The sequence below is a fragment of the Microbulbifer sp. HZ11 genome (genome assembly GCF_000708675.1).
In the GTDB taxonomy this organism is placed as follows: Bacteria; Pseudomonadota; Gammaproteobacteria; order Pseudomonadales; family Cellvibrionaceae; genus Microbulbifer.
This window is the reverse complement of the sequence record NZ_JELR01000006.1, coordinates 19,615-42,814: the sequence shown is the minus strand read 5'-3', so window position 1 is coordinate 42,814 and position 23,200 is coordinate 19,615. Positions and strand designations below refer to the sequence as shown.

At 57.7% G+C, this 23,200-nt stretch carries 20 protein-coding genes; 18 read left to right on the top strand and 2 right to left on the bottom strand.

Translation table 11 applies throughout. From position 1 onward, the window contains the following. Positions 1-26: 26 nt before the first annotated feature. The 8 genes from AU11_RS17485 (at position 27) to AU11_RS17450 (ending at position 8,704) form a co-directional block, all read left to right on the top strand. Positions 27-566 carry a FixH family protein gene (locus AU11_RS17485; RefSeq protein ID WP_231492149.1) on the top strand — a complete coding sequence of 180 codons (540 nt, stop codon included), beginning with the start codon at positions 27-29 and terminating at the stop codon, positions 564-566. 4 nt (positions 567-570) lie between these two features. Continuing rightward, complete coding sequence (locus AU11_RS17480; protein WP_051687425.1) at positions 571-3,096, top strand: heavy metal translocating P-type ATPase; 2,526 nt, start codon at positions 571-573, stop codon at positions 3,094-3,096. A gap of 49 nt (positions 3,097-3,145) precedes the next feature. Continuing rightward, positions 3,146-3,352, top strand: a complete 207-nt coding sequence (ccoS, locus tag AU11_RS17475; protein WP_043321040.1) for a cbb3-type cytochrome oxidase assembly protein CcoS — start codon at positions 3,146-3,148, stop codon at positions 3,350-3,352. Continuing rightward, positions 3,352-4,176: a sulfite exporter TauE/SafE family protein gene (locus tag AU11_RS17470; RefSeq protein WP_081848236.1), complete on the top strand. Its 825-nt coding sequence runs from the start codon at positions 3,352-3,354 to the stop codon at positions 4,174-4,176. Before ccoS ends, AU11_RS17470 begins: the two co-directional genes overlap by 1 nt. A 159-nt stretch (positions 4,177-4,335) precedes the next feature. Further along, the gene (locus AU11_RS17465) at positions 4,336-5,760 is read left to right on the top strand and encodes an isoprenylcysteine carboxylmethyltransferase family protein (protein ID WP_231492146.1); all 1,425 of its coding nucleotides are present in this window, start codon (positions 4,336-4,338) and stop codon (positions 5,758-5,760) included. 13 nt (positions 5,761-5,773) lie between these two features. Beyond that, positions 5,774-7,219: a hypothetical protein gene (locus tag AU11_RS17460; RefSeq protein WP_081848235.1), complete on the top strand. Its 1,446-nt coding sequence runs from the start codon at positions 5,774-5,776 to the stop codon at positions 7,217-7,219. A 64-nt stretch (positions 7,220-7,283) separates the two neighbouring features. After that, on the top strand, positions 7,284-7,661 hold the full coding sequence (locus tag AU11_RS17455) for a GtrA family protein (protein ID WP_051687424.1): 378 nt from the start codon (positions 7,284-7,286) through the stop codon (positions 7,659-7,661). Continuing rightward, the gene (locus AU11_RS17450; protein WP_081848233.1) at positions 7,649-8,704 is read left to right on the top strand and encodes a glycosyltransferase family 2 protein; all 1,056 of its coding nucleotides are present in this window, start codon (positions 7,649-7,651) and stop codon (positions 8,702-8,704) included. The genes AU11_RS17455 and AU11_RS17450 overlap by 13 nt, the downstream gene beginning before the upstream one ends. Here the strand turns inward: AU11_RS17450 and nadC are convergent. Next, the gene (gene nadC / locus AU11_RS17445) at positions 8,626-9,489 is read right to left on the bottom strand and encodes a carboxylating nicotinate-nucleotide diphosphorylase (RefSeq protein ID WP_043321039.1); all 864 of its coding nucleotides are present in this window, start codon (positions 9,487-9,489) and stop codon (positions 8,626-8,628) included. The two genes, AU11_RS17450 and nadC, sit on opposite strands and share 79 nt — an antisense overlap. Before the next feature lie 444 nt (positions 9,490-9,933). Here nadC and AU11_RS17440 point away from each other — a divergent pair, with 444 nt between their 5' ends. From AU11_RS17440 to AU11_RS17410, 7 genes are all read left to right on the top strand, one after another. Then, positions 9,934-12,240, top strand: a complete 2,307-nt coding sequence (locus AU11_RS17440) for a DUF1631 domain-containing protein (RefSeq protein ID WP_231492143.1) — start codon at positions 9,934-9,936, stop codon at positions 12,238-12,240. A 643-nt stretch (positions 12,241-12,883) separates the two neighbouring features. Continuing rightward, complete coding sequence (locus AU11_RS17435; RefSeq protein ID WP_051687423.1) at positions 12,884-15,277, top strand: DUF1631 domain-containing protein; 2,394 nt, start codon at positions 12,884-12,886, stop codon at positions 15,275-15,277. Positions 15,278-15,403: 126 nt separating this feature from the next. Beyond that, positions 15,404-15,979 carry a 1,6-anhydro-N-acetylmuramyl-L-alanine amidase AmpD gene (gene ampD, locus AU11_RS17430; protein WP_043321036.1) on the top strand — a complete coding sequence of 192 codons (576 nt, stop codon included), beginning with the start codon at positions 15,404-15,406 and terminating at the stop codon, positions 15,977-15,979. Positions 15,980-16,036: 57 nt separating this feature from the next. Then, the gene (gene ampE, locus AU11_RS17425) at positions 16,037-16,957 is read left to right on the top strand and encodes a regulatory signaling modulator protein AmpE (protein WP_043321034.1); all 921 of its coding nucleotides are present in this window, start codon (positions 16,037-16,039) and stop codon (positions 16,955-16,957) included. A 27-nt stretch (positions 16,958-16,984) separates the two neighbouring features. After that, a complete protein-coding gene (locus AU11_RS17420) occupies positions 16,985-17,989 on the top strand; it encodes a threonine/serine dehydratase (protein WP_081848232.1) in 1,005 nt (334 codons plus the stop codon). 34 nt (positions 17,990-18,023) lie between these two features. Continuing rightward, a complete protein-coding gene (locus AU11_RS17415; RefSeq protein WP_081848231.1) occupies positions 18,024-18,632 on the top strand; it encodes a YbhB/YbcL family Raf kinase inhibitor-like protein in 609 nt (202 codons plus the stop codon). A gap of 68 nt (positions 18,633-18,700) precedes the next feature. Then, positions 18,701-20,059 (top strand): MFS transporter, encoded by a 1,359-nt coding sequence (locus AU11_RS17410; RefSeq protein ID WP_043321032.1) that lies wholly within the window; start codon positions 18,701-18,703, stop codon positions 20,057-20,059. Between the two features lie 78 nt (positions 20,060-20,137). Here the strand turns inward: AU11_RS17410 and AU11_RS17405 are convergent, their stop codons facing one another. Next, positions 20,138-20,470: an MGMT family protein gene (locus AU11_RS17405; protein ID WP_043321060.1), complete on the bottom strand. Its 333-nt coding sequence runs from the start codon at positions 20,468-20,470 to the stop codon at positions 20,138-20,140. 101 nt (positions 20,471-20,571) lie between these two features. Between AU11_RS17405 and AU11_RS17400 the strand changes: the two genes are divergently transcribed. The 3 genes from AU11_RS17400 (at position 20,572) to AU11_RS17390 (ending at position 23,090) form a co-directional block, all read left to right on the top strand. Then, positions 20,572-21,645, top strand: a complete 1,074-nt coding sequence (locus AU11_RS17400; protein ID WP_043321030.1) for a DUF481 domain-containing protein — start codon at positions 20,572-20,574, stop codon at positions 21,643-21,645. A 103-nt stretch (positions 21,646-21,748) separates the two neighbouring features. Next, positions 21,749-22,510, top strand: a complete 762-nt coding sequence (locus tag AU11_RS17395) for an SDR family oxidoreductase (RefSeq protein WP_043321029.1) — start codon at positions 21,749-21,751, stop codon at positions 22,508-22,510. Positions 22,511-22,595: 85 nt separating this feature from the next. Continuing rightward, positions 22,596-23,090 (top strand): FxsA family protein, encoded by a 495-nt coding sequence (locus tag AU11_RS17390; protein WP_043321027.1) that lies wholly within the window; start codon positions 22,596-22,598, stop codon positions 23,088-23,090. Positions 23,091-23,200: the final 110 nt, after the last annotated feature.

Sequence of the window (23,200 nt, the reverse complement as noted above, 5' to 3'; positions counted from 1 at the left end):
TTATCAGATTTTGGTTGATTGATTCAGTGTCACAAAAAGCAAATTCCAGCAAGTCTGCGCCCTGGTTTCGGGAACCCTGGTTCTGGATGGTGATGTCACCATTGATTCTGGTGGTGATTGTTTCGTTCGTTTTGGTGTCGATTGCCGTGCGTCATGGTGACGATGTGGTCAGTGATACCTATTACAAAGACAGCCGCCTGTACCACTACAGTGCTGAACAGGATCAGCGGGCAAAAGATTTGAACCTGGCAGGGATGATTCTGTTCTCCCCGCAAGATCAGTCCGTCTCTCTGGACCTGCGTGGTGAACTGTCCACTTACCCTGCATCGCTGGTACTGATACTGAGTCATCCGGTGGAGGCGGATCTGGATGAGCGCATCGTGCTGGAAGAAATATCCACCGGCCGCTACCGGGGGCAGGTCGCAGCTCCCCTGCAGCATCGCTGGTATCTGCAGGTGACGCCAGAAGTAGACGCGGAGGGCGCGCAGGCGCCTGAGTGGCGCCTAAAGGGCGAAATCAATTTCAATATCGGCAACGGAGTGCCCCTGAAGCCCGCCGAGCAGTGACTCGATGAATGGATCACTCTTAAACTCCGGCGATATACCCGCCAAGAAGTCGGCTACCGCCTCCTCGCAATCCCCGGCAATCGAAGACGGCTGCTTTCACTGTGGGCTTCCTGTGGCCGAGGGCAGCAACTACTCCGTTACCATCGATGGCGTGGATCGCGCCATGTGCTGCCCCGGTTGCGAGGCGGTGGCGGGTGCGATCGTGGCAGGTGGGCTGGATAATTTTTATCGCTTTCGCGAGCAGAACAGCGAACGCCCGGAGGAGGCGCCCGAACAGCAACGCTGGCACGCCTACGATCTGCCACAGGTGCAGAGTGAGTTTGTGCGCGCGTTTTCCGATACTCTGCCCGGCGTTGAAAGCCTTCAGTCCCCGCAGGTGGCAAGTCTGCTGGTGGGGGGAATCACCTGTGCCGCCTGTGTATGGCTGATCGAAAAGCAGCTGCTGTCGCTCGCCGGTGTTGAGCGGGTATCGGTCAATGCCAGTACTCACCGCGCACAGATCGTGTTTGACCCGGGCAGGGTGGCGCTCAGCACCATTTTTTCTGCCCTTGCCTCCATCGGCTATCGCCCGTCACCGGCCACCGCTGCGAACAGTGAACGCTTGCTGCAGCAGGAGCGCCGTGCGGCCATCCGCCGTCTCGGCGTCGCGGGGCTGGGCACCATGCAGGTAATGATGTTTGCCATCGCCCTGTATTTTGGTGGCAGCAAAGGTATCGATCTGCAGTTTGAGCAGTTTTTTCGCTGGGTGTCACTGGTGGTCGCCACCCCGGTGGTCTGTTACGCGGCACAGCCATTTTTTGGCGCTGCCTGGCGCGCACTGCGCAGCGGCCACCTGGTAATGGATGTTCCGGTTTCCCTCGCCATCGGTCTTGCATATGGTGCCAGCGTATACGCCACGGTATTTGATACCGGTGAGGTGTATTTCGAGTCGGTTTCCATGTTCACCTTTTTCCTGCTATTGGGCCGCTTTGTGGAGATGCGAGCTCGGCACAAAGCGGGCCTGGCCAGCGGTGGCCTCGCTCAACTGCTGCCGCTGGCTGCGCTGAGGTTGGGAAGCGACAGCACGGTGGAATCGGTTCCGGTTGCCGCCCTGACCGAGGGTGAGCTGATCCTGTTGCGGCCGGGGGATACGGTGCCGGTAGATGGAGTGGTCACAGACGGCGCCAGCGGGGTGGATGAATCCGTGTTGACCGGGGAATCTGCACTGCAGCAGAAGCAAGTGGGCAGCCTGGTATTCGCCGGTAGCGTCAATGGCGATTCCTCCCTGACGGTGCGTATTACCGCGGCGGGCAGCGGCACCCGCCTGTCGGCTATTGAAAAGCTGGTGGAGCAGGCACAACTGGATAAGCCCGCCCAGGCGGCGCTGGCAGACCGTATTGCCGGGCGGTTTATTGCCGCAGTCTTGATGATTTCGGTGGCGGCTTTTGTATTCTGGTGGCAACAGGAGCCGGGGCGCGCCTTCTGGGTGGCACTTTCTGTGCTGGTTGTTACTTGCCCTTGCGCCCTGTCACTGGCAACCCCCGCGGCGCTCGCTGCGGCGACACTACGCCTGCAGCAACTCGGGTTGCTGGTGGCACGGGGGCATGTGCTGGAAGCTTTGCCCAGAGTGACGCGCGTGATATTTGACAAGACGGGGACGCTGACCGAAGGCACACCTCAGCTGCGCGCTATCCTGCCATTGCGCGAAGGGATGAACGAGGCGACCGCGCGCGATATTGCAGCGGCACTGGAGGCCCAGAACAATCACCCGCTGGCGAGGGCGTTTCGTCCCTGGTTTGGGAATCTTGCAGCCAGCAGACTGCGCTCGGTTACAGGCCGTGGGGTAGAGGGGGTTTGCGATAACACGGTTTATCGTCTCGGTTTGCCCGAGTTTGTGCTGGCGCTTGCGGAAACCTCCGTGGCTACCGCGTCGTGCCGGGCGCCGACCGCGCAAGGGCAGTGGCTGATGCTGGGGGACTCCCGAGGGCCTGTGGCCTGGCTGGGGCTGGGTGATGAACTGCGTCCGAGCGCACCGGACTCTGTGTCGATGTTGGCCTCAGCGGGCGTGTCAGCCGAGTTACTCAGCGGCGACCAATCCGACGAAGTGCCACGTATCGCGGAGTCCGCCGGAATTGGCGATTATCGCGCCGGAGCCTCGCCGGAAGACAAGCTCCGCCGCCTGAAGGCACTACAGGAGGAGGGCGAGCGGGTGCTGATGATTGGCGACGGCATCAACGATATACCGGTGTTGTCGGGAGCCGATGTCTCAGTGGCGATGATGTCTGCGGCAGATCTGGCCCAATCCCGTGCGGACGCCATTCTCCTCCAGGGCGATCTGCGAGCAGTGCCGCGGGCCTTTGCCTTGGCGGGCAAATGTCGCACAATTATTCGCCAGAACCTGGGTTGGGCGATCCTGTATAACGCCCTGGCATTACCACTGGCGTTCCTCGGGCTTGTTCCGCCCTGGGCTGCGGCTATTGGCATGTCTCTGAGCTCTCTGATCGTGGTGATCAACGCTCTGCGTTTATCCCGCTGGCAGCCGGCGCACTAAAGCGACCGGCGCACCGGCTACCCGTTTTTACGTCCAGCGCGAGGTGTGAGTGGACAGTATCTTTTTATTAGTACCCATTGTGATTCTGTTTGTTGCCGGCGCGGTAAAGCTGTTTTTCTGGGCGGTCAACAGCGGTCAGTACGACGACCTGGAGACCGAAGGCCGCCGCATCCTGTTTGATGACGACGTGCCTCCTTCCGCCTCACCTGACGCCAAACGCCTATCCGCCGAAAATGACGAACGGAAGGCCGACTGATGCCTGAATGGAGTGTGCTGGCCGCGGCGTTGGCAATTGGCTTTTTTGGCAGCAGCCACTGTATCGGCATGTGCGGGGGAATTTCCGGTGCACTGGGGCTGGCGGTGCCGGGCGAGAGTCCCCAGTGGCCACGGTTACTCGGTTATTCTGCGGGCCGGATCGCCAGTTATGCGCTGATGGGGTTGATCGTTGGGACTGTCGGTGCTTTTCTCGCGGTGGACCTCGCTGCTGGTCTTGCTCCACTGCGCGTTGTTGCGGGCCTGATGCTGATTGCGATGGCGCTGTATCTGGCGAATTGGTGGCGAGGCCTGGTGTGGCTGGAGCGAGGTGGTGCCGTATTGTGGCGCAGTGTGCAGCCGCTCTCGCGCCGACTGCTGCCGGTTCAATCTACTCCGCAGGCACTTGCTTTGGGTGCTCTGTGGGGCTGGCTGCCCTGCGGGTTGGTGTACAGCGCGCTCACCTATGCGCTGGCACAGGGTAGTGCGTCGCAGGCGGCGCTTGCCATGTTGGCGTTTGGTCTGGGTACGGCACCTGCCGTGCTGGCAACGGGGGTGGCAGCAGCGCACCTGCGCACACTGGTACAAAGGCCGGGGGTTCGCCTCTCGATGGCTTCTCTGGTACTGGTGTTCGGAGTGTGGACTCTATGGGGCGGGCTAGGTCACGGCGATCACGGTCAGCACAGCGGCCATGGGGAGCAGCACATGCACCATCCCCAGTCCCATTCGTCCCCCGGATCGGAGCCGCAGAGCGGCCCGCATTCTCATCGCCATCACACCGCTCATCCAGGTTTGGATGTTGAGTCTGGCGACGGAGCTGTTGACTGATTCTCTCCTTCGAGTTTGGCGTCCGCCCGATTCTGGCCGCGGTCGGGGGATAGGGGTAAACTGGCGCAATTATGACCGGTGGTCTGGCCGCCTTGGCTGGCCTTTATGACTGGAATAGATGCGACCCGTATGTAGCTGGTAGTTCCCTCTGGACCGAATATGAAAAAAATAAAAAATAAAAAAGCCACCACCAAGTCGACCGGTGCAGAGGGCAAGCCCCCGGTCTCTCCACCCGATGTGGTTCCTTCCTGTCCCGATGCACCGACGAATATCTGGATCAACCTGTTTGCTCTGGGCGTATCCCTGGCGGCCGTATTCTGGCTGCGTGAGTACGGACAGGATCTGCACGTGAAAACACAGTCTCTGGTGGTGGTGGCAGTGGCTCTGGCGCTGCCGATCATCGTGCTGGAGTGGCTGTTCCTGAAACCCTGGCGCAATCCGTCTGCAGGGCTGGATTTTCGCCGAGCAAATTACAGTCTTGGGCGCACTGCACTCAAGCTGCTCGGCTTCTACCTCAGTGTTGGCAGCGTAGCGTTCGTGTACTGGCTGTTCCCCGAGTATCACGGCTCCTTTTACGACAATTATTTTACCGTGGTGAAAGCCGTATTCCCCTGGTGGATGCTGCTGGCCGTGCCGTATTTTTATCTGGTGGACGGGGCCATGCAGTCCCCGAAAGACAGTTACTGGCAGCTGGGAAGCTGGGTCATGGGCAACCGCAAGGGAGTATCGGGGAAAGCCATTGGTCAGCTGTACCTGGGCTGGCTGGTGAAACTTTTTTTCCTGCCACTGATGTTCGTGTATCTCGGCAACAACCTGACCAATCTGTTGAATGTTGATTTTTCCCGACTGTTGGTCAGTTTCAAGTCGGTTTTTGATTTTACCTTCAATTTTCTGTTTTACATTGATCTGCTATTTGTCACCGTGGGGTATGTGTGCACCCTGCGGCTATTCGACTCCCATATCCGCACCGCCGAGCCTAGCTTTCTCGGTTGGGGGGTGGCGCTGATCGGGTATCAGCCGTTCTGGAGCCTGTTTTCCGGGACCTATCTCAAATACGACGACGCGCCGGCATGGGGCTACTGGTTCTGGGATACCCCTTGGGCTTATACCCTATGGGGGTCGATGATTCTGCTATTGATCGCGATTTATGTGTGGGCCAGTATTCCGTTCGGTATCCGCTTCTCCAACCTCACTCACCGCGGCATCCTGACCAACGGGCCCTATCGTTTCACCAAACATCCGGCGTATATCAGCAAGAATCTGTCATGGTGGATGATCTCCATGCCGTTTATGGTCAGCGCCAGTGGCTCTGAGGCACTACGGCAGTCATTGCTGTTGTTGATGGTGAACTTTATCTATTTCATGCGCGCCCGCACCGAAGAACGACACCTGTCCTGGGACCCCACATACGTGGCGTACGCGCAATACATTGGTGAGCGGGGGATTTTCGCATTCCTCGGGCGCTGGTTCCCCCTGCTGAGGTTTGGCCACGGCCGCCTGTTCTATCGCGGTAAAGATGCGCCGGCGGTGGAGCCCCTGGTAACGGGGCCTGGCGGGCCCTCCGTTCCGGCCAGGCCCGCTTGACCTGATGACTCCGATGAACTGGAACCAGTGCGGCGCGCTGCGCCGTTTCCCCCTGCGGGTATCCCGTGCCGACGGGCGTTGGCTCGCGTACGCTGGCCTGTATTTTCTGATTGCGCTGGGTATCTGGCTGCGTATCGATCACGTCTTTACCTATAACCCCATCGACTACATATGGAGTGACCCCCAGCGGCATTGGGAGCAGGGTACGGAAACTCTGCGTGCCGATCCTATGACACTCACCGATCCGGTGATGTATCAGCTTTACATTGGTGTTCTCGCCAAACTGACGCTGAAAGAGCCCCTGCTGATTGCGTTTTACACTGCGCTGCTCGCCTGTCTTACTCCCTGGATCTGGTATCGCTTCGCCCGCGAGTTATTGCCGTCCCGGTTGCAGGCTACTGTGGTGTGGGCGGCGATTTCCCTGCTGCCGTCCTGGATTGGGATATATGGCTACTTCATGCAGGAAACCCTGTTGTTGCCCTTACTGGGCGCTGCGCTTTACGCCAGCTGGCGGTGCAGGCGCAAGCAGACCCTGGCGAGTTTTATGCTGATGGTGGTGCTGTGGACCCTGGCAGGGCTCACCCGGGGTATCGCGATTCCTCTGGCTGCGGTAGTCACGACCTGGCTGTGGCTGGTCCAGCCGCAGAAGATCGCCAAGGCCGGATTCAGTCTTCTGGTGTTGACGCTGCTGATGGGCCCCCTGGCGTACCGTAGTCATGCGGTAATGAATATGGTTTCCCCACACGGGATCGGACAGCTGGTGGCCCTCTATCTGCGCTCGGGAAAGCGGGAAATTCATGTGCATTACCTGCGCGAGGATGGGGCGCAATGGAACTATTGGTTTGGCTCTCCTTCCACCGGAGAAAAACCCCTGGCGCCGCTGAGTGACTGGACTACCACACGTGAGGGCGCTGTACACGCGCGAATTGAAATCGCCAATGGTGTGGAGGACTGGAGTAACGCGCTGAACCGCTACCCACTGACACCAGAGCGATATTTTCACCTGGCCAGCGAGAACCTGATCTACCTGTTATTTGGTTCATCGTGGCCGGATAACAACCGCGAGCGTCCCATTGAATTACTCAACCACCATATTCGTTGGCTCTGGGCGCCGCTGTTTTTCCTGTTGATGGTCGGCACGCTGCTATGCTGGCGACGATTACAGGGTGTGCGCCTTTTTACCGTGCTGGTTGCCACCTGGTTTCTGGTACAGGGCGTACTGCCCATCGCGGTAAATGAAGGGCGCTACCGCAAGCCACTGGAAGGTTTTTTACTGGTCCAGGCCGTGGTGTTGGCCGGGGCACTGCGGCGCAGCCGGGACCAGGTTGCGGCGAAGGTGTCCTCGTCCGACCATGTGGAGCTAGAGGGCGGGATTCCAGTGAGTAGCGGTACTGCTGAGCCGCCTTTGGCGCCCCCCCTGGCCGCTCCGTTGCGGTCGCAGAATCATGTCAGCGCCTGAGTCTGGCGGCCCCGCCACCGAGCCGGGTGAAAGACCCTTGTGGTGGCGGTTGACGAAAGGACTGTTGCGCAGGTTCAGCAGTTTCCTGTTGGTAGGCGGGCTGGCTACCGGGGTCCAGTATCTGCTGTTGATATTGCTGGTTGAGGTGGTCGGGATGTTCGCTGTGATGGCATCCGTTATAGCGTACGGTGCTTCCGCAGTGATCAATTACCTGCTGAATTTCTACATTACGTTTGAGGGGCAGGCGGGGCACCGGCAGGCCTTGCCGCGTTTTGCCGGCGTGGTCATGGTCGGGTTGGGGGTGAACACGGTCAGTTTCACACTGTTGCTGATCCTGTTCCCTTATTTGCTGGCGCAGGTGGGGGCCACGCTGGTCACCCTGGTGTGTAATTTTGTTCTGCATCAATTCTGGGTATACCGGGAGCGAAAATGGAGTCCGTAATCGACCCTTCGGGTGTCTGTCCACCGCCTTCTCTGGCGATTGTTGTGCCCTGTTACAACGAAGAGGAGGTGTTGTCTGATTCGGCGGAAGAATTGCTGAATGTTGTGGCGGGGCTTGAAGCGGACGGGCGAATCCACGCGGCCTCAAAAATATATTTTGTCGACGACGGCAGTCGCGACGCAACCTGGCCAATAATGCAGCATCTCGCCCAGGAGAACCCGCGTATAGTCGCGGTAGCACTGTCCCGCAACCGCGGTCACCAGAACGCTCTCTACGCCGGACTGTCTCAGACCTCGGAAGACATGGTCGTCAGTATCGATGCCGACTTGCAGGATGGTCCGGAAAATATTGCAGCAATGATTGACGCATTTTCCGCGGGCAATGAAGTGGTATTTGGCGTGCGCACAGAGCGGGAAACGGATACCTGGTTCAAGCGCATGACCGCTGAAGGGTATTACCGGGTGATGCAGCGTCTCGGGGTTGATCTGGTGTTCAATCATGCAGACTTTCGCCTGATGTCCCGGCGAGCCGTCGATACGCTGCTCGAATACCCGGAAACCAACCTGTTTTTACGGGGAATGGTGCGGGAGCTCGGGTTTCGCTCCACCAGTGTGTCTTACGCGCGCCGCCGGCGTTTGGCGGGGGAAAGTAAGTACCCGCTGCGGAGGATGTTGTCCCTCGCGTGGCGAGGGGTAACCGCCTATTCGATTGCACCTCTGCGCGCCATTACCGTGCTGGGACTACTGGCCGGTACGGTATCCCTGGCGCTGATTGCCTGGGTGCTTGGTGTGAAAATCTTCTCCGGCAGTGCAGTCCCCGGTTGGGCCTCGATCATGGTCCCCGTCCTGTTTATCGGCAGCGTGCAGTTGCTTTGCCTGGGGGTGATTGGCGAATATCTGGGCAAGATCTACGAAGAGGTCAAGCGCCGTCCGCGTTACCACCTGCGAGAGGTGGTCGGGCATTTTCAATCGGTGCCGGATTCCAGCCGCAATGACAGGTCAATCGCCCGCAGATGCTTGGTCAGGCTTCCGGAGGATATATAGTCCACCTCAAGGCCGGCCAACTGTTGCAGGCGAGCCTCGTTCACGCTGCCGGAAATTTCGATTTTCGCGCGACCTTTCGCGAGAGTCAGCGCTTCTGCAGTCATTGCATCAGTGAACTCGTCGAGCATGATGACATCGGCACCGGCGTCCAGTGCCTGTGCCAGCTCTTCCAGGTTTTCCACCTCTACTTCCACCAGCGCGCCGGGTTTGATCTGGTGTGCCTGTTTAATCGCATTGTGGATTCCTCCAGCGGCTGCAATGTGGTTTTCCTTGATCAGGAATGCATCGAACAGGCCGATGCGGTGATTTTCACAGCCCCCGCACAATACGGCGTACTTCTGCGCGGTGCGCAAGCCGGGAATGGTTTTGCGGGTATCGAGGATTTTGATTTCGGTGCCCGCCGCCAGGGCCGCATAGTCGGCCGCAGTGGTGGCGGTGCCGGATAGAGTTTGCACGAAATTCAGTGCGCAACGTTCGCCGGTGAGGATGCTGCGGGCGTTACCGTCGAGTTCGAACAGCACACTGTTAGCGGCCACTCGTTCACCATCTTGCACATGCCAGATAACCCGCATGTGGGGATCCAGTTGCCGGAAGATCTCGTCCACCCACGGCCGGCCGCAGAACACGCAGTCCTCGCGGGTAATCACGCGAGCACGGGCGCAGCGGTCCGCAGGAATCAGTTGCGCGGTGATATCGCCATCCCCCACATCTTCCGTCAGCGCGTCTCTCACTGAGCGCTCGATATCCGAGAAAAGGTTGGGAATCCTGGTGGCGGCCGGTGTCATGCTGGGACCTCGATAGTACTGCGCCCACAACCTGTCCGGTATTGAGGGCGGGAAAGGGTAAGCCTGGAGTCTGCGGCCAGACGGCGGCAATATTAGCAAATCTGGCCGAGCAGCGAGTGTTCACTGGATGCTTTTTCTGTTATCCAGCGGGCGCCAGATCTACTCAGTGCCTGTGAATAGGGTCGCAAAAACGATAGTGCCAGGTAGCCCGAGGTTGTGCTTTCATGGTGGCTGTACTTAGAATCAACGGTCGACCAATATAGGTTGCTCCGTTCTTTTGTGCTCCTCTTCTGCTGATCACTGCAGGTGATCGGAAATTGAGCAGATAGGTATTCAGGCAAAAGGGTTGGAAATTAAATAAACCATTCACAGTGGGCTTCCCAGAGCCGCTGTGTCGCATCACCCGGCCACTTCATAGATGAAGGTGACTGCCGGCGAGGCTAGATGGCAATGAAAGACACCGATAGCGTAGCTACTAACGTCGCGTCCAATGTGGTTTCCATGCGCGGTGCCCAGGGAGAGCAGGGGCAGAACCGCCGCGGTGGCCCGGTTACCCTCCCGCCGCCGGTTGTGGCGGTACGCGATAAGGCGAAGGCTCTGTTGACGGATCACGCCAAGCAGGTGTTTGCCAAAGTCGATGACTCCCTGTTTGCCATGGCGGAAAAAGCCCATGGTCAGGATGAGCAGGATGGGCTCTTTCAGGCGCTGCGCTTGCTGCGCGTCGAGCGCCGCCGGGTGGTGGATCGATTTGCCGAAGCGCTCGATCAGGGGTTCCAGGTGCGCGAAGTCAGTGCGGACGAGGAAGATCCCTATTCAGCGGACAATCTGTCTCTGGTACACAACGATGACCTGGAGCAGCTGGTGGCTGTGGATACCATGGTCGCCAATGCCAAACGTGACTTTGCCGAGCCTCTCACCGAAATTTCCCTGCGTCTCAACACGCTGCTTTCCGTCAAGATTTACGATAAGAACAACCCGCTGGGTCCCGACGCCATCTGCGATGCGTTTGTCGAGGCCTCACGGTCGCTGGATCTTCATATCCGCGCCCGCCTGACCCTGCTGAAAAAGTTTGAGCAGCTGGTCATGCTGAATCTGGGCAAAATATATGATCAGTGTAATGATCTGTTTATCGAGAAGGGGGTTTTGCCCTCACTAAAACAGCAGCGCCGTGCCGCCCGTCAACAGCGCCCGGCTTCGCGCCCTCAGCAACCAGCGGGCTCCAGTGCACCGCAGAGTGGTTATGCGGAGTCACAATCCGGGGGCTATGCCGGTCACGGTCTGATGCCGCTGGGTAGTGGCGCAGCGCCGATGCCACCGCAAGATCTGCTGTCGCATTTGGGGGCGCTGCAGTCACATCTGCCTCAGAGCTATGGCGAGGGTGAAGTTCAGCTTCTAAACGTCAACAGCATGCTGCAGGAACGCCTGGTGGAAGTGCGCCAGTCGGCAGCGTTGGCGAAAATGGACAGCGATATCATCAAACTGGTGGAGATGCTGTTCTCTTTTATTCTGGAAGATCGCAATCTCGCCGAGCCAGTCAAATCCCAGCTTGGGCGCCTGCAGTTGCCACTGCTCAAGGTGGCCATCGCGGACAAATCCTTTTTCAGCAAGGGCGGCCACCCTGCACGCAAGCTCCTGAACGAGTTGGCAGATGCCTGCACCGGTTGGCAGGCAAAGGACAATTACGAAAAAGATCCGCTGTACAAGAAAATCAGCGAAGTGGTTGGCCGCGTACTGGCGGAATTTGATCAGGACATCAATATATTTTCTGCATTGCTGGATTCGTTCCGCGACTTTATCGAGCGCGAGCGCAAGCGTGCTCAGCGCCTTGAGCAGCGTATTGTGGACGAGGCCGACGGCAAGGCAAAAACCAAAGCTGCGCGCGCGCGGGTAGCGGCGGTGATGGATGCATTGATGGCCGAGCGCGACCTGCCGCCGGTGGTATCCGAATGGCTGGAAAAAGTCTGGGCCAATATGCTGTTCCTGACCTGTATCAAAGAGGGTACGGAGAGCGAAAGCTGGAGCCGTGATGTGCGCACCGCACGGGATCTCGTGTGGAGTGTCCACGCTCCTATGCCTGAGAGCCGCAAGCAATTGCTGGGATTATTGCCGACGCTGCAGGGGCGACTGAAAGCCGGTGTGGAAGCGGTATCACTCAACACCTTTGAAGCGCGCCGTATGTTCGCCGGCCTCAAGGAAATTTACCGCGAGCGCTTTGCCCTGGCACAGCGGCTGTTGGAAGAGCGCAGCCGCGAAGTCGAGAAAGAGGCGCGCGCTATGGCCGCCGAAGCGGCGGGGCAGGAAGCAGCCCTGGCGGAAGAGGTGGGCGATACGGCGCCAGTGAATGTGAGTGAGGTCAAGCCTGAGCCGGTTGTGGAGCTGCCGCAAATGGAAGAGCTTGAGCAGGCTGTGGCGGAAGTAGCGCTGCAGGCAGATTCACACGTCAGTGAAGAGATTTCTGAGACGGACTCCCACTGGCAGCAGACCTTCCGCCTCGCCCAGGGAAGTTGGTTTGAGCTGAAACGTGGTGATGAAGAGCAGTTCCGCTGCCGCCTTGCAGCGGTTATCAAAGATATCGACCAGTTCATCTTCGTGAACCGCAACGGTGCCAAGGTGGCGGAGTTTACCCGTGCGGAGCTGGCGATAGCGCTGCGCAAAGGGGAGCTGATGTCGATGGATGACGGTATGTTATTCGAGCGTGCATTGCAGTCGGTAATCGGTACCGTACGTCAGTCCCGTGGTGAAATGCGCTGATTCGCCGGTGGTGAAAATCCGTGTAATTCCCGGCGCGTAACAACGTTGTTGACACTGCGCCGGGAATTATGACGAGCGTTCACAAATGACGCTTTCGCAGTCTGTCAAAAAAGTGCAACAATTCAGCTAGCCCCTTTTCAATCAGAAGCTTTTAGCAATACTGTCCTACTTTTTCTCCTGTCTTTCCTGTCGTGTCGCAATATCGGCACAATTTTCAAAGAAATTCACGAAAAATGGCCCTTTCTGGCACTTGCGTGTCGTTTAGGATTGCTGGATATTGGATCTCAGCTTCAATTCCGCCGGTATGACCGCCGCGGAAGTCAGGATTTTCTCAATCTTTATGTATCAGCTTGTCGCAGTTCCGCACTGATCAGTGTGTCGGTGCCGGGGTTCTGTGGCGGCTGCCAGTTGTAGTTTCTGTTGCGGGCGCTTTACGGGGTATTTGTTTAGGGGGATTGCGCGCAACGGTTTCTCATTGATGAGAGTGGCGTAACCGATGCCAGGAGGGCGTGCCGGGGTGAGCAAGGACGAAATGGAAAGAAATAATAACGAACTATTTGTGATTACCGGTGGTGGAAAAGGTGGGGCTGCCAGGCAGTCTAACCTATCGGGATCCCCAAATACCAGACAGTTGTCTAGAAATGTGAGTCTCGTAAATCAGAAAACAATTCAGTGGATCCAGTCCCGTGTGGAGGAAGTCTTTACGCAGGTGGACGACTCTCTGTTTATGATGGCGGAAAAGGCCCATCAGCAGGAAGAGCAGGATCAACTTTTTCAGGCGATTCGCGTTATTCGGGTCGAACAGAGCAACCTGATCGATGGTTTTTGCGATGGCATCGAGGATCGTTTTCACAACCCGCGTAATGATGCACCCGGTGAGGATGTCAGCCCAGACCTGGGCAGCTCCCTGAAGAACCTTTCCCTGGTAAATAATGACGATCTGGAGCAGCAGGTTGCGATCCGCTCAATGGTGTCGAATATCCGTCGCGATCACGCGGAGGCGATCGCTGCTTTATCCCTGCGTCTTGACACCTTGGTCTCATGCAAAATTTACGATGAAAATCTGCCCCTGGGGCCCGCTGCGATCTGCAGTGCCTTTGCCGAAGTGCTGGATGATGTTGAGGTGTCGTTGCGCGCGCGCATGACCCTGCTGAAAAAGTTTGAATTACATCTGGTAAACCGCCTGGGCGAGCTGTATGAAGCCTGTAACCAGCTACTCATAGAGCAGGGGGTTCTGCCCACCATTGAAGACCCGCTGCGCCATCGAAACCGTTCAAACGCCCCCGCTGCCGGTGGGCCGGCGAGTGGAGCGAATGTACCGCCGGTTGCCGCGGCAATGCCTTCGCAAATGGCCGATTCCGCGCTGTCGCCGGGAGCGGTACCAGGTGGCGTGTCGGGTGCTCCGTCTGGCAGTTATGCGCCGGCGGGACACGTGCTTACTGGGGGCGGATCAGATCCTGCTGGAGCCAGTGTCGCGGCAAGCAGTGTTGCCGGAAGCAATGCCGGTACCGTCTCGGAGGGTAGCTATACCGGTGTACCCGGGCTTGTTCCTGCGGGTGCCGGTGCGCCGGCTATGGCTACGCCCACCTTGTTGCAGCATCTGGGTCAATTCCAGATGTCGCTGCCCGCACAGAGTGGTGTGTCAGGCCAACTGATCAACGTCACAGAGTTGCTACAGCAGCACCTGGTTGAAAACCGCCAGAGCGCTTCACTTCACGAGCTCGATAGCGAAGTCATTCGGCTGGTGGACATGCTGTTCTCGTTTATGCTCGAGGACCGCAACCTCGCGGAGCCGATAAAGGTTCAGCTGATTCGCATGCAGTTGCCAATGTTGAAGTTGGCGGTTAGTGACAAAGCGTTTTTCAGCAAGAGCGGGCACCCCGCCAGGCGTCTGTTGAACGAATTGGCCGATGCTGCAATTGGCTGGCAGCCGGGGGAAAATTACCTGAATGACCCGTTGTATCGCGAGGTTTGTACGATTGTAGAAGAGGTACTGTCCCGGTACGACCAGGATGACCGTGTTTTCCTGCGTCTGCTGGAGTCTTTCCGTGCGTTTTCTATGCGAGAGCGCAAGCGTGCGGAGGTTATGGAACGCCGTACCATTGATGAGGCGCAGGGCACGGCGCGGGTAGAGGCTGCCAAAGCCCGGGTAGCGGCGGTTTACGACACCCTGACGGCGGAGCGGAAACTGCCTAAGATCGTACACGAGTGGTTGAATCGCGTGTGGAGCAGCGTGCTGTTCCGCGCCTGTCTGAAAGAGGGTACCGATAGTGGTGTGTGGCGTCAGCATGTACTTACTGCGCGCGACCTGATCTGGAGCGTGGTGGCGCCGATGCCCGAGAGCAGTGTGAAAATGCAGCGCTTGTTACCGGGCCTGAAAAAGCGGCTGGAGGAGGGTGCCCAATCTCTCTCCATGAGCGCCGGCGACCGCCAGCGCCTGATGGGTGGCCTGGAAGTCCTGTACCGCGAGCGCCAGACCCTGGGGGAACGAGTGGAGTCCGAACGGGAGCGTCGTACCCGTGAACGACTGGTGCAGGAGTTGCGCCGGGAAGCGGACAGTGTGCTGGCTATTCCAGTGGTGGAGGCAGTCGCGCCCGAAGATAAAGGAGCGCTCGACACTGAGGTGCTGGATGAGGTTCGGGAGCTGCCTGCCGATCAGAAGGCTCTGCCCGATGTGGAGGAAATCCAGCAGGTGGTGACAGAGGCTGCGGTACTGGCACCGGCTGATCTCAAGCCGCTGCCCAGCGACGACAACCACTGGCAGCAAACCTACCACCTCAAAGACAGCTGGTTTTTACTGCGTCATCCGGAAAAGCTGCCGGTGCGCTGTCGTCTTGCGGCGATCATCCGCGAACTGGATCAGTTTATGTTTGTAAACCGCCAGGGTGCGAAAGTGGGTGTTTACTCCCGCCTTGAACTTGCACACGCGCTGCGCGACGAAGAATTACTGCCACTGGAGCAGGGGCCACTGTTTGAGCGAGCTCTGCAATATGTGGTGGGCAGTTGCGGCGACAGCAAGATCCCTATTCGAGTCTGACCTTCCGATAACTGCCAGCGGTACACCGGATTGGTATATGATTGACCATAAACGTGGGCCGCTATTGGCAGATACTTCGTCGCTTCCATAAAATAGCTCCCTGCTCAGTTCCGGTGGAGTTCAGTTTTGAAATATCAGGTCCAGTCAGGGTGGCTGTCCGGCGTTCGCCGCGTGGCAAGTCCGCATTGCAATGCCCGTCCGGACGATACCGAAGTGGATCTGTTGGTTATCCACAGCATCAGCCTTCCGCCCGGTGAGTACGGCGGCGCCTACATTGACCAGTTTTTTCTCGGTCATCTGGACATCGACGCCCATCCCTATTTTTCTGAAATCGCCACTTTGCGAGTTTCTGCCCACCTGGTGATTGACCGCAATGGGCGGGTTACTCAGTACGTCCCCTTTGATGCACGTGCCTGGCACGCGGGGCAGTCGATGTTTTGCGGACGTGAAAACTGCAATGATTTTTCCATCGGTATCGAGCTGGAAGGCCTGGAGACCGACACTTACACTCCGGCGCAGTACGAGGCATTGGCGGAGGTCACTGTAGCCATTCAGCAAGCCTACCCGGCCATCGAGCGGTCGCGGATTACTGGGCACTCCGACATTGCACCGGGGCGCAAGCTGGATCCTGGTCCGGGGTTTGACTGGGACCTTTATTTTAATAAATTGGATCAACTGACCGGGCCGGCCACGGGCACCTAGTCCTGCGGGTAGAAGACCCGGACCCGGGTTGAACCGATAAACGATAGCGAGGGAGCTATGGCACTTCTGATCGTGCTGTTGGCATTGGGGCTGGTTCAGATCTGGGGGTCTGGCGGACCTCTGCACCGCGACGCCTGGTTTGGACACTGGCAATCACTGGTATTTCGGCGGCAGGCCTTGCGGGAAAGAGCCGGAATTGGCTTCGGAGTATTAGTACTTGCGCCGGTAGTGGCCGTGGCCGTTGTACTGGCCCTGGCGGAGTTGCTGCTCGGCTGGCTTGGGGCCATTCTTGTGAGTGTGCCCGCACTGCTGTACAGCTTCGGGCGAGGCCATTTTAATGATGCGCTGTCTAATTATCTGCGCGCCTGGTACCAGGGGGACCTGGAGGCTGCGAGAGACGCTGCCGCTCCGCTGATGACGGCACGGGATACTGATGCTGCGGCGCAGGCGCCGGATGCTCAGACTCTCCATCGGGTGGTGTTCCGGGCGACTATTTATCGTGCCTTCGAGCGCCTGTTTGCGGTGCTGTTCTGGTTCCTGTTACTGGGCGTGCCCGGTGCGTTGCTGTACCGAATGAGTCAGATGGCTTTGGAGTCTTTTTCTCGCAATTCTCAGGAGTCGGCCGTCAGCGGCATAAGCGAACAGAATGAAGCCCTGGCAACACGCTGGCTGTGGCTGATTGAATGGCTGCCCGTGCGTGCTCTCGGGTTCACTCTGGCGATCGTGGGCAACTTTGCCGGTTGTTATCGCGTCTGGCGCGAACGCCTTACCTGCCGTGAAACCACTACCCAGGACGTACTCGAGCATTATATGGAAGGAGCGCTCGGAGGTATCGATAGCAGTGAATGCAGTGCCGGTGTGGCGGTCAACGAGGGGCAGCGCCTGTGCGGCGCCGAGGTGGAGGCCATGCAGGCGCTACTTTCACGGGCGCTGTTGATGTGGATTACACTGATGGCACTGTATGTGCTGTTTTGGTAACCGGCTACCTGCGGAATCCGAATCTCTGTGTCTGAATTTTCATCCTGCTCTCCTTCTCCCTCTCTGGACCTGCCAGAGGCGGCAGACATTTTCACCGCTGCTGAGCGTCTCACCGGGTTAGTTCACTGCACACCCTTGATTTACTCGTCCACACTCAATGAGAGCCTGGGGGCGGAGATTTATTTCAAGTGTGAACACCTGCAAAAGGTCGGTGCCTTCAAGGCGCGTGGTGCGGCCAATGCTCTGTTTTCCTTGCCGCCGGGCACAACGGTGGTGGCGACGCATTCTTCGGGAAATCACGGTGCCGCACTGGCCTGGGCTGCAGCACAGCGAGATCTCCGCTGTACGGTGGTGATGCCGGAAAATGCGCCGCAAGCCAAAAAAAACGCCGTTGCTGCGTATGGCGCCGATATTGTGCTGTGCGCGCCAACGTTGGCCGCTCGAGCGTCAACACTGACGCAGGTGGTCAAAGAGACCGGTGCTCATGAAGTGCCGCCGTTTGATGATCCGCGCATTATTGCAGGTCAGGGGACTGTGGCTCAGGAGGTTATCGGACAGTGCCGGGCATTGGGTTTTGCGCCGGACCTTTTGGTGGCACCGGTAGGTGGTGGCGGCTTGTTGGCTGGTGTGGGGTTGGCGGTTTCGGCTTTGGCGCCGCAAATCAAGGTTCTGGGTGCCGAGCCCGCCGGGGCTGACGATGCACACCGCTCCTTTCGCGGTGGCGTGCGCGTGACTGAACAAACTCCCCACACCATTGCCGACGGCCTGCGTACCACACTGGGTGAGCGGAATTTTGCGGTGATCCGGGAAACTGTCAACGACATCGTGACAGTGTCCGAGCAAGGTATTGTACAGGCGCTGTCTTTGCTATGGGGGCGTACCAAGCAACTGGTGGAGCCATCTGCGGCAACTGGGCTGGCGGCAGTTCTGGAGCACTCTGGGCGATTTCGGGGCAAGCGGGTTGTCGTAGTATTAACCGGTGGCAATATGGATTTGGCCGCAGTAGCGAACATGATGACGACGGACAATTAAGCGCTGTTTGTGGTTGCCATTTGGGAGGAGTGGTATGAAGGATCTGGCATTTTGCCTCTGGCGCGGCGGTCGCTCGCGGACTGCTACACTGGGGAGAATATTGTTCCCGGCAATTGCTGCATTCGCTCTGGCGCTCCCGTTGAATGTCGGTGCTGAATCGTTCGTACTGACGTCGCCGGATTATGCCGAGGGCGACAAAATGCGCGCTGCGCACCTGTATTACGGCTTTGGCTGCAATGGCGAGAATATCTCTCCGCACCTGAAGTGGTCCGGTGCCCCCGAGGGGACCCGCAGTTTTGCCGTGGTGATGCACGATCCGGATGCGCCCACCGGTAGCGGCTGGTGGCACTGGGTGGTTTTCAATATTCCGGCCCAGGTGAGCAGCCTGCCCGAAGGCTCGGGAGACCCCAAGAATGGGCTGATTCCAGAGGCGATTCAGAGTCGCACGGATTTTGGCAGCCCCGGTTATGGCGGTGCCTGTCCGCCGAAGGGGCAGGGTGAGCATCGTTACCAATTTCGCGTATATGCGCTCAAGGTTGAACAGTTGCTGTTGGATGAGAGCAGCCCCGCAGCGATGGTGGCGTATCAGATCAATGCCAATAAGCTGGCAGAAGCGCAACTGGAACTAAAATTTGGACGCTAGCCGCCGCTTGAGCGTTGGCGGCGGTACCGCACATCAGGCAAGCCCATAAAAGGAACCAGAGCCTGCCCATGCAAAAACAAAACATGACCTGGGGTGAAGCACTTAGGGTCTACCTCAAGCCCAAAGTGCTGGCGATGTTTTTTCTCGGCTTCTCCGCCGGCCTGCCGTTGCTGCTTGTGTTTTCTACCCTGACAGCTTGGTTGCGCGACTACGGCGTTAGCCGCACCGCAATCGGCTTCTTTGCCTGGGTGGGTATTACCTTTTCTATCAAGGTGCTTTGGGCGCCGGTCATCGACTACCTGAAAATCCCCGTGTTGACGCGGGTGATGGGCAAGCGACGCAGCTGGATGCTTGCCGCGCAGATCGGCGTGGCCCTTGGCCTGCTGGGGATGGCGAGTGTCAATCCGCAACTGGCTCTGACTCAGGTGGCAGTTCTCGCGGTTATCGTGGCGTTCTGCTCCGCATCCCAGGATGTTGTGATCGATGCGTTTCGCATTGAGTCGGTGGATCGGGACTTGCAGGGGGCAATGGCCGCGAACTACGTGTTCGGTTATCGGATAGCCTTGCTGGTTGCGGGAGCCGGGGCTCTGTACGTGGCGGAGTTGGCAAACTGGTCCGTGGCCTATGCCACCATGGCGGGGTTGATGGGGGTCGGTGTCATCACCACTTTGCTAATCTCGGAGCCGGATCACGCCAAAGTCAAAGCCATGGCAGAAGAATTCCAGCACGCCTGGGTGGACCGGATGCTGGGTGGCGGTCAGCACAGCCGTATCTGGGAGTGGTTCGTACGTGCGGTGGCCTGCCCGTTTATCGAGTTCTTCCAGCGTAATGGTCGTTTCGCTCTGGTTCTGCTTTTGTTTATCGGTGTGTACCGGCTCAGTGATATCGCCATGGGGGTGATGGCAAATCCTTTCTATCTGGACCTCGGCTTCAGCAAAAGTGACATTGCCCAGATTACCAAGGTATTTGGTTTCTTCTTCACTATATTCGGGTCTTTCCTGGGGGGGCTGCTGGTAGTGCGTTTTGGCATCATGCGCCCATTGATTCTCGGTGCGGTTATGGTGGCAGCAACCAACCTGCTGTTCGCTCACTTGGCGAATATCGGTCCTGATAAAACCTGGCTGGCACTGGTGATCAGCGCCGACAATGTCAGTGCCGGGTTATCCAATGCGGTATTTATTGCCTATCTCTCAAGCCTCGCCAACCAGGCCTACACGGCCACCCAGTACGCGTTGTTCAGTTCGCTAATGACCTTACCCGGAAAATTTATCAGTGGTTTTTCCGGTATCGTGGTGGATGCAGAGGGGTACAACCTGTTCTTTACTTATGCCGCGCTTATCGGACTGCCCGCGATTCTGCTGGCCATCTATCTATGGTGGCGCAGCCGTCGCGAAGAGGTGTTGGCAAAAGAAGCGGCACCCGGCTGAACCGGCCGGCGGTGATTGGACGGTTGGTTCACTTTTAGGGTTCGTAGAGAGGCGCGCACCCGCGCTGTGGCTCGAAGCCTAAAGTTCGCCCTGCCGTGGCCACCCATACAGAGTCAAATCCACCCTGCCGCTGATCAATGCGACACCTTCCGCCTGCAGGCGATCCCTCTGCCGTTGAAAACCGGGCTGGGGAAGAGAGATCTTTCCCTGGGCATTGAGTACCCGGTGCCAGGGCAGGGAGGTGTCTTTGGGGAGTTTCCGCAGGGTGCTGCCAACGAGCCGGGCTGCTCGCGGTAGCCCCGCCAATTCCGCCAGCCTCCCATAGGTGACTACCCGTCCTTCCGGAACCTGCGCGAGTGCAAGGTAGATGCGAGTTGTGGCATCATTGTCAGTTGATGTAGGTTTCTGCACCAATTCCGTTCCTGAAGTCGTTTGAACTTCTGCGCTGTGTCGAACTCTTAGATTATTAGTTTCGAACAATTAATAATGTAAAGCTATCGAAAGGTTGTTTCGTGCTGTCTGTTGTCCCCCGATTTTCCCCGTTTACCACAAAGATTTCCGCATTTTTCTCCATCAAGAGTGCGGCCATTCTATTCGCCTTTATCGCGGCTGCCTCGCCGGTGCAAGCCGGGGTGCTGAGCCTTTCCAATGGCGACCGAATTTACGGTGAGCTGGTACTGGTGGAAAAAGACAATGTGGTCTGGAATTCAGAAACCTTTGGCGAGATTACGGTCGAGAAAGGCAAGATCCTGTCACTGGAGACCGATAAAGATCTCAAGATTGCCGGGCGCGATGAGCCCTGTGCGTTGGCTGGCCACCGCCAGGAGCAGTGGGAGCTGTATTGTGATGAAGGCTCTGGCTGGGTGATGGACTTCCCGGCGATTGATCGTGCTGAGCCCTACGTTAATTTTGTTGGAAATCCGGTCATTTTCCACGGCAACGTCGCCGCCTCCGGGATTTTTGAAGAAGGTAACCGTGAGCGGGAAGACTGGGACATCAACGCCAACTTCGACGTGCGCAATGGCGATTTCCATCACATTATCGGCACTCAGTACCAGAACCAGAACAATCCGGAAATTGATGATCTGGAAAAATACCGCCTGAGCTACGATCTGCGGTGGATCTTTGCTGAAAAGTGGTTTGCTGCGGGTAACAGTTCTCTGGTACATGAGGAGGCGCGAAATATCGACTTGACGACGACTCTCGGTCTTGGCCTCGGTTACCTGTTTTTCGATACCGACAAGTCAGCGTTCTCGATCCAGGGCGGTGTGAGCAGCCTTAAGGATGAATATATTGACCCGAGCCTCAACGAAACCGGGGATAACCGCTACGCTGCCGGCCGCTCCGCGTGGAATTACCGCTATAAGTTCGATATGGGCCCAGAGGTCTACTACAACCAGGAACTGTTGCAATCCTTTGAGTCCAGTGACGACTACCAGAGTACCGCTGAAATCGGCGTCCGTACGCCACTGGTCAAAGGTATATTGATGGAGGTGAAATACGCGTGGCAATACGATAATACGCCCTCTATCGATAGTGAGAAGCAAGACACCAAGATGACGGTTGGCGTGGGTTACTCCTGGTAGCGTGGCAGCATGCAATTTTATGCGGCCGGTCGTGTACCTTGGCTGGCCAGATGAAACCCCGGCATTGGAGTTTCTAGGATAGGCTTTCAGGAATATATAAATTATGAACGTGGAAAAGAGTGTTGTAGTCATAACCGGTGCCGGCCAGGGCCTCGGGCGTTCAATGGCGGTGTATCTTGCCCAGCGCGGAGCGCGTTTGGCGCTACTGGACGTAAATCAGCAGGGGCTTGACGAGAGCGTCGCCGCCTGCGAAGCCGTTGGCGCAGAAGCCAAAAGCTACGTGGTGGATGTGTCCAGTGAGGACGCGGTAGACCACTGCTTTGAGGCGGTTAGCGCAGATTTCGGTGCACTGGATGTATTGATTAACAATGCCGGAATCATGCGTGATGGCATGCTGCTCAAAGTAAAAGACGGCAAAGTGACCGAACGTATGTCGCTGGCCCAGTGGCAGTCTGTGATCGATGTGAACCTGACCGGGGTTTTCCTCTGTACCCGTGCCGCAGCGGGAATCATGGCGGAGAAGGGTGGCGGCGGTGTGATCATCAATATTTCCAGCGTATCCCGCGCGGGCAACATGGGGCAGACCAACTATTCCGCCTCCAAGGCCGGCGTTGCTACCATGACCGTTACCTGGGCGAAGGAGCTGGCACGCTTCGGCGTGCGGGTGGCCGCCATTGCCCCGGGCTTCATCGGTACCGATATGGTGGCCCAGATGCGTCCGGAAATATTGGATAGCCTGGTCAAGCAGGTTCCACTGCGCCGAATTGGCGAGCCGGACGAAATTGCCAGCACCGTCTCGTTCATTATCGAAAATGATTATTTGACGGGGCGAGTGGTGGAAATTGACGGCGGCGCCCGCATGTAATTGATTTGGCGAAGGCCCCTGACTTTGCAGGCCAGGCTAAAGAAAGCGTCGCCATCACACCATTTTTCCTCTGGAGTCCGGGCTCATGCGTCCTCTATTACTGTTGTTTATTATTTTACCCATTCTCGAAATGTGGGTATTGATCAGTGTCGGAGAGGAAATCGGCGCATTGCCCACCATTGGCCTGGTCCTGTTGACTGCGGTTGTCGGACTGGCATTGCTCAAACGCCAGGGTATCTCGACCATTATGCGGGCCCAGCAAAAGATGCAGGTGGGCGAGTTGCCCGCCAAAGAAATGGCTGAAGGCATTTTTCTCGCGGTAGGTGGTGTGCTGTTGTTGACTCCAGGATTTATTACCGATGCCTTTGGTTTTATCTGCCTGATCCCCGGTATCCGCCAGCTGGTACTGGGTCGCCTTCTGAACCACGTTGTTGTGGTTCGCGGTGCTGGATACCAGCAGCAATCCGGTCAAGGCCCGGATAGCCGTACGAACAACCGCCGTGAGGGGCAGGGGGCGCGTAACGTAATCGAGGGGGATTTCGAGCGCGATGACCCGGATTCCAAGCATAACCCTGATTAAAATTTGTACCGCTGCTGGGCTTGAAGCGGTCCAAGCCTGACTGGTCGCGGCTAACAGGTCATCTGTCCAGCGATTTCCCGGCCTCTTCTACTATCGAGTTACTGGCGTCT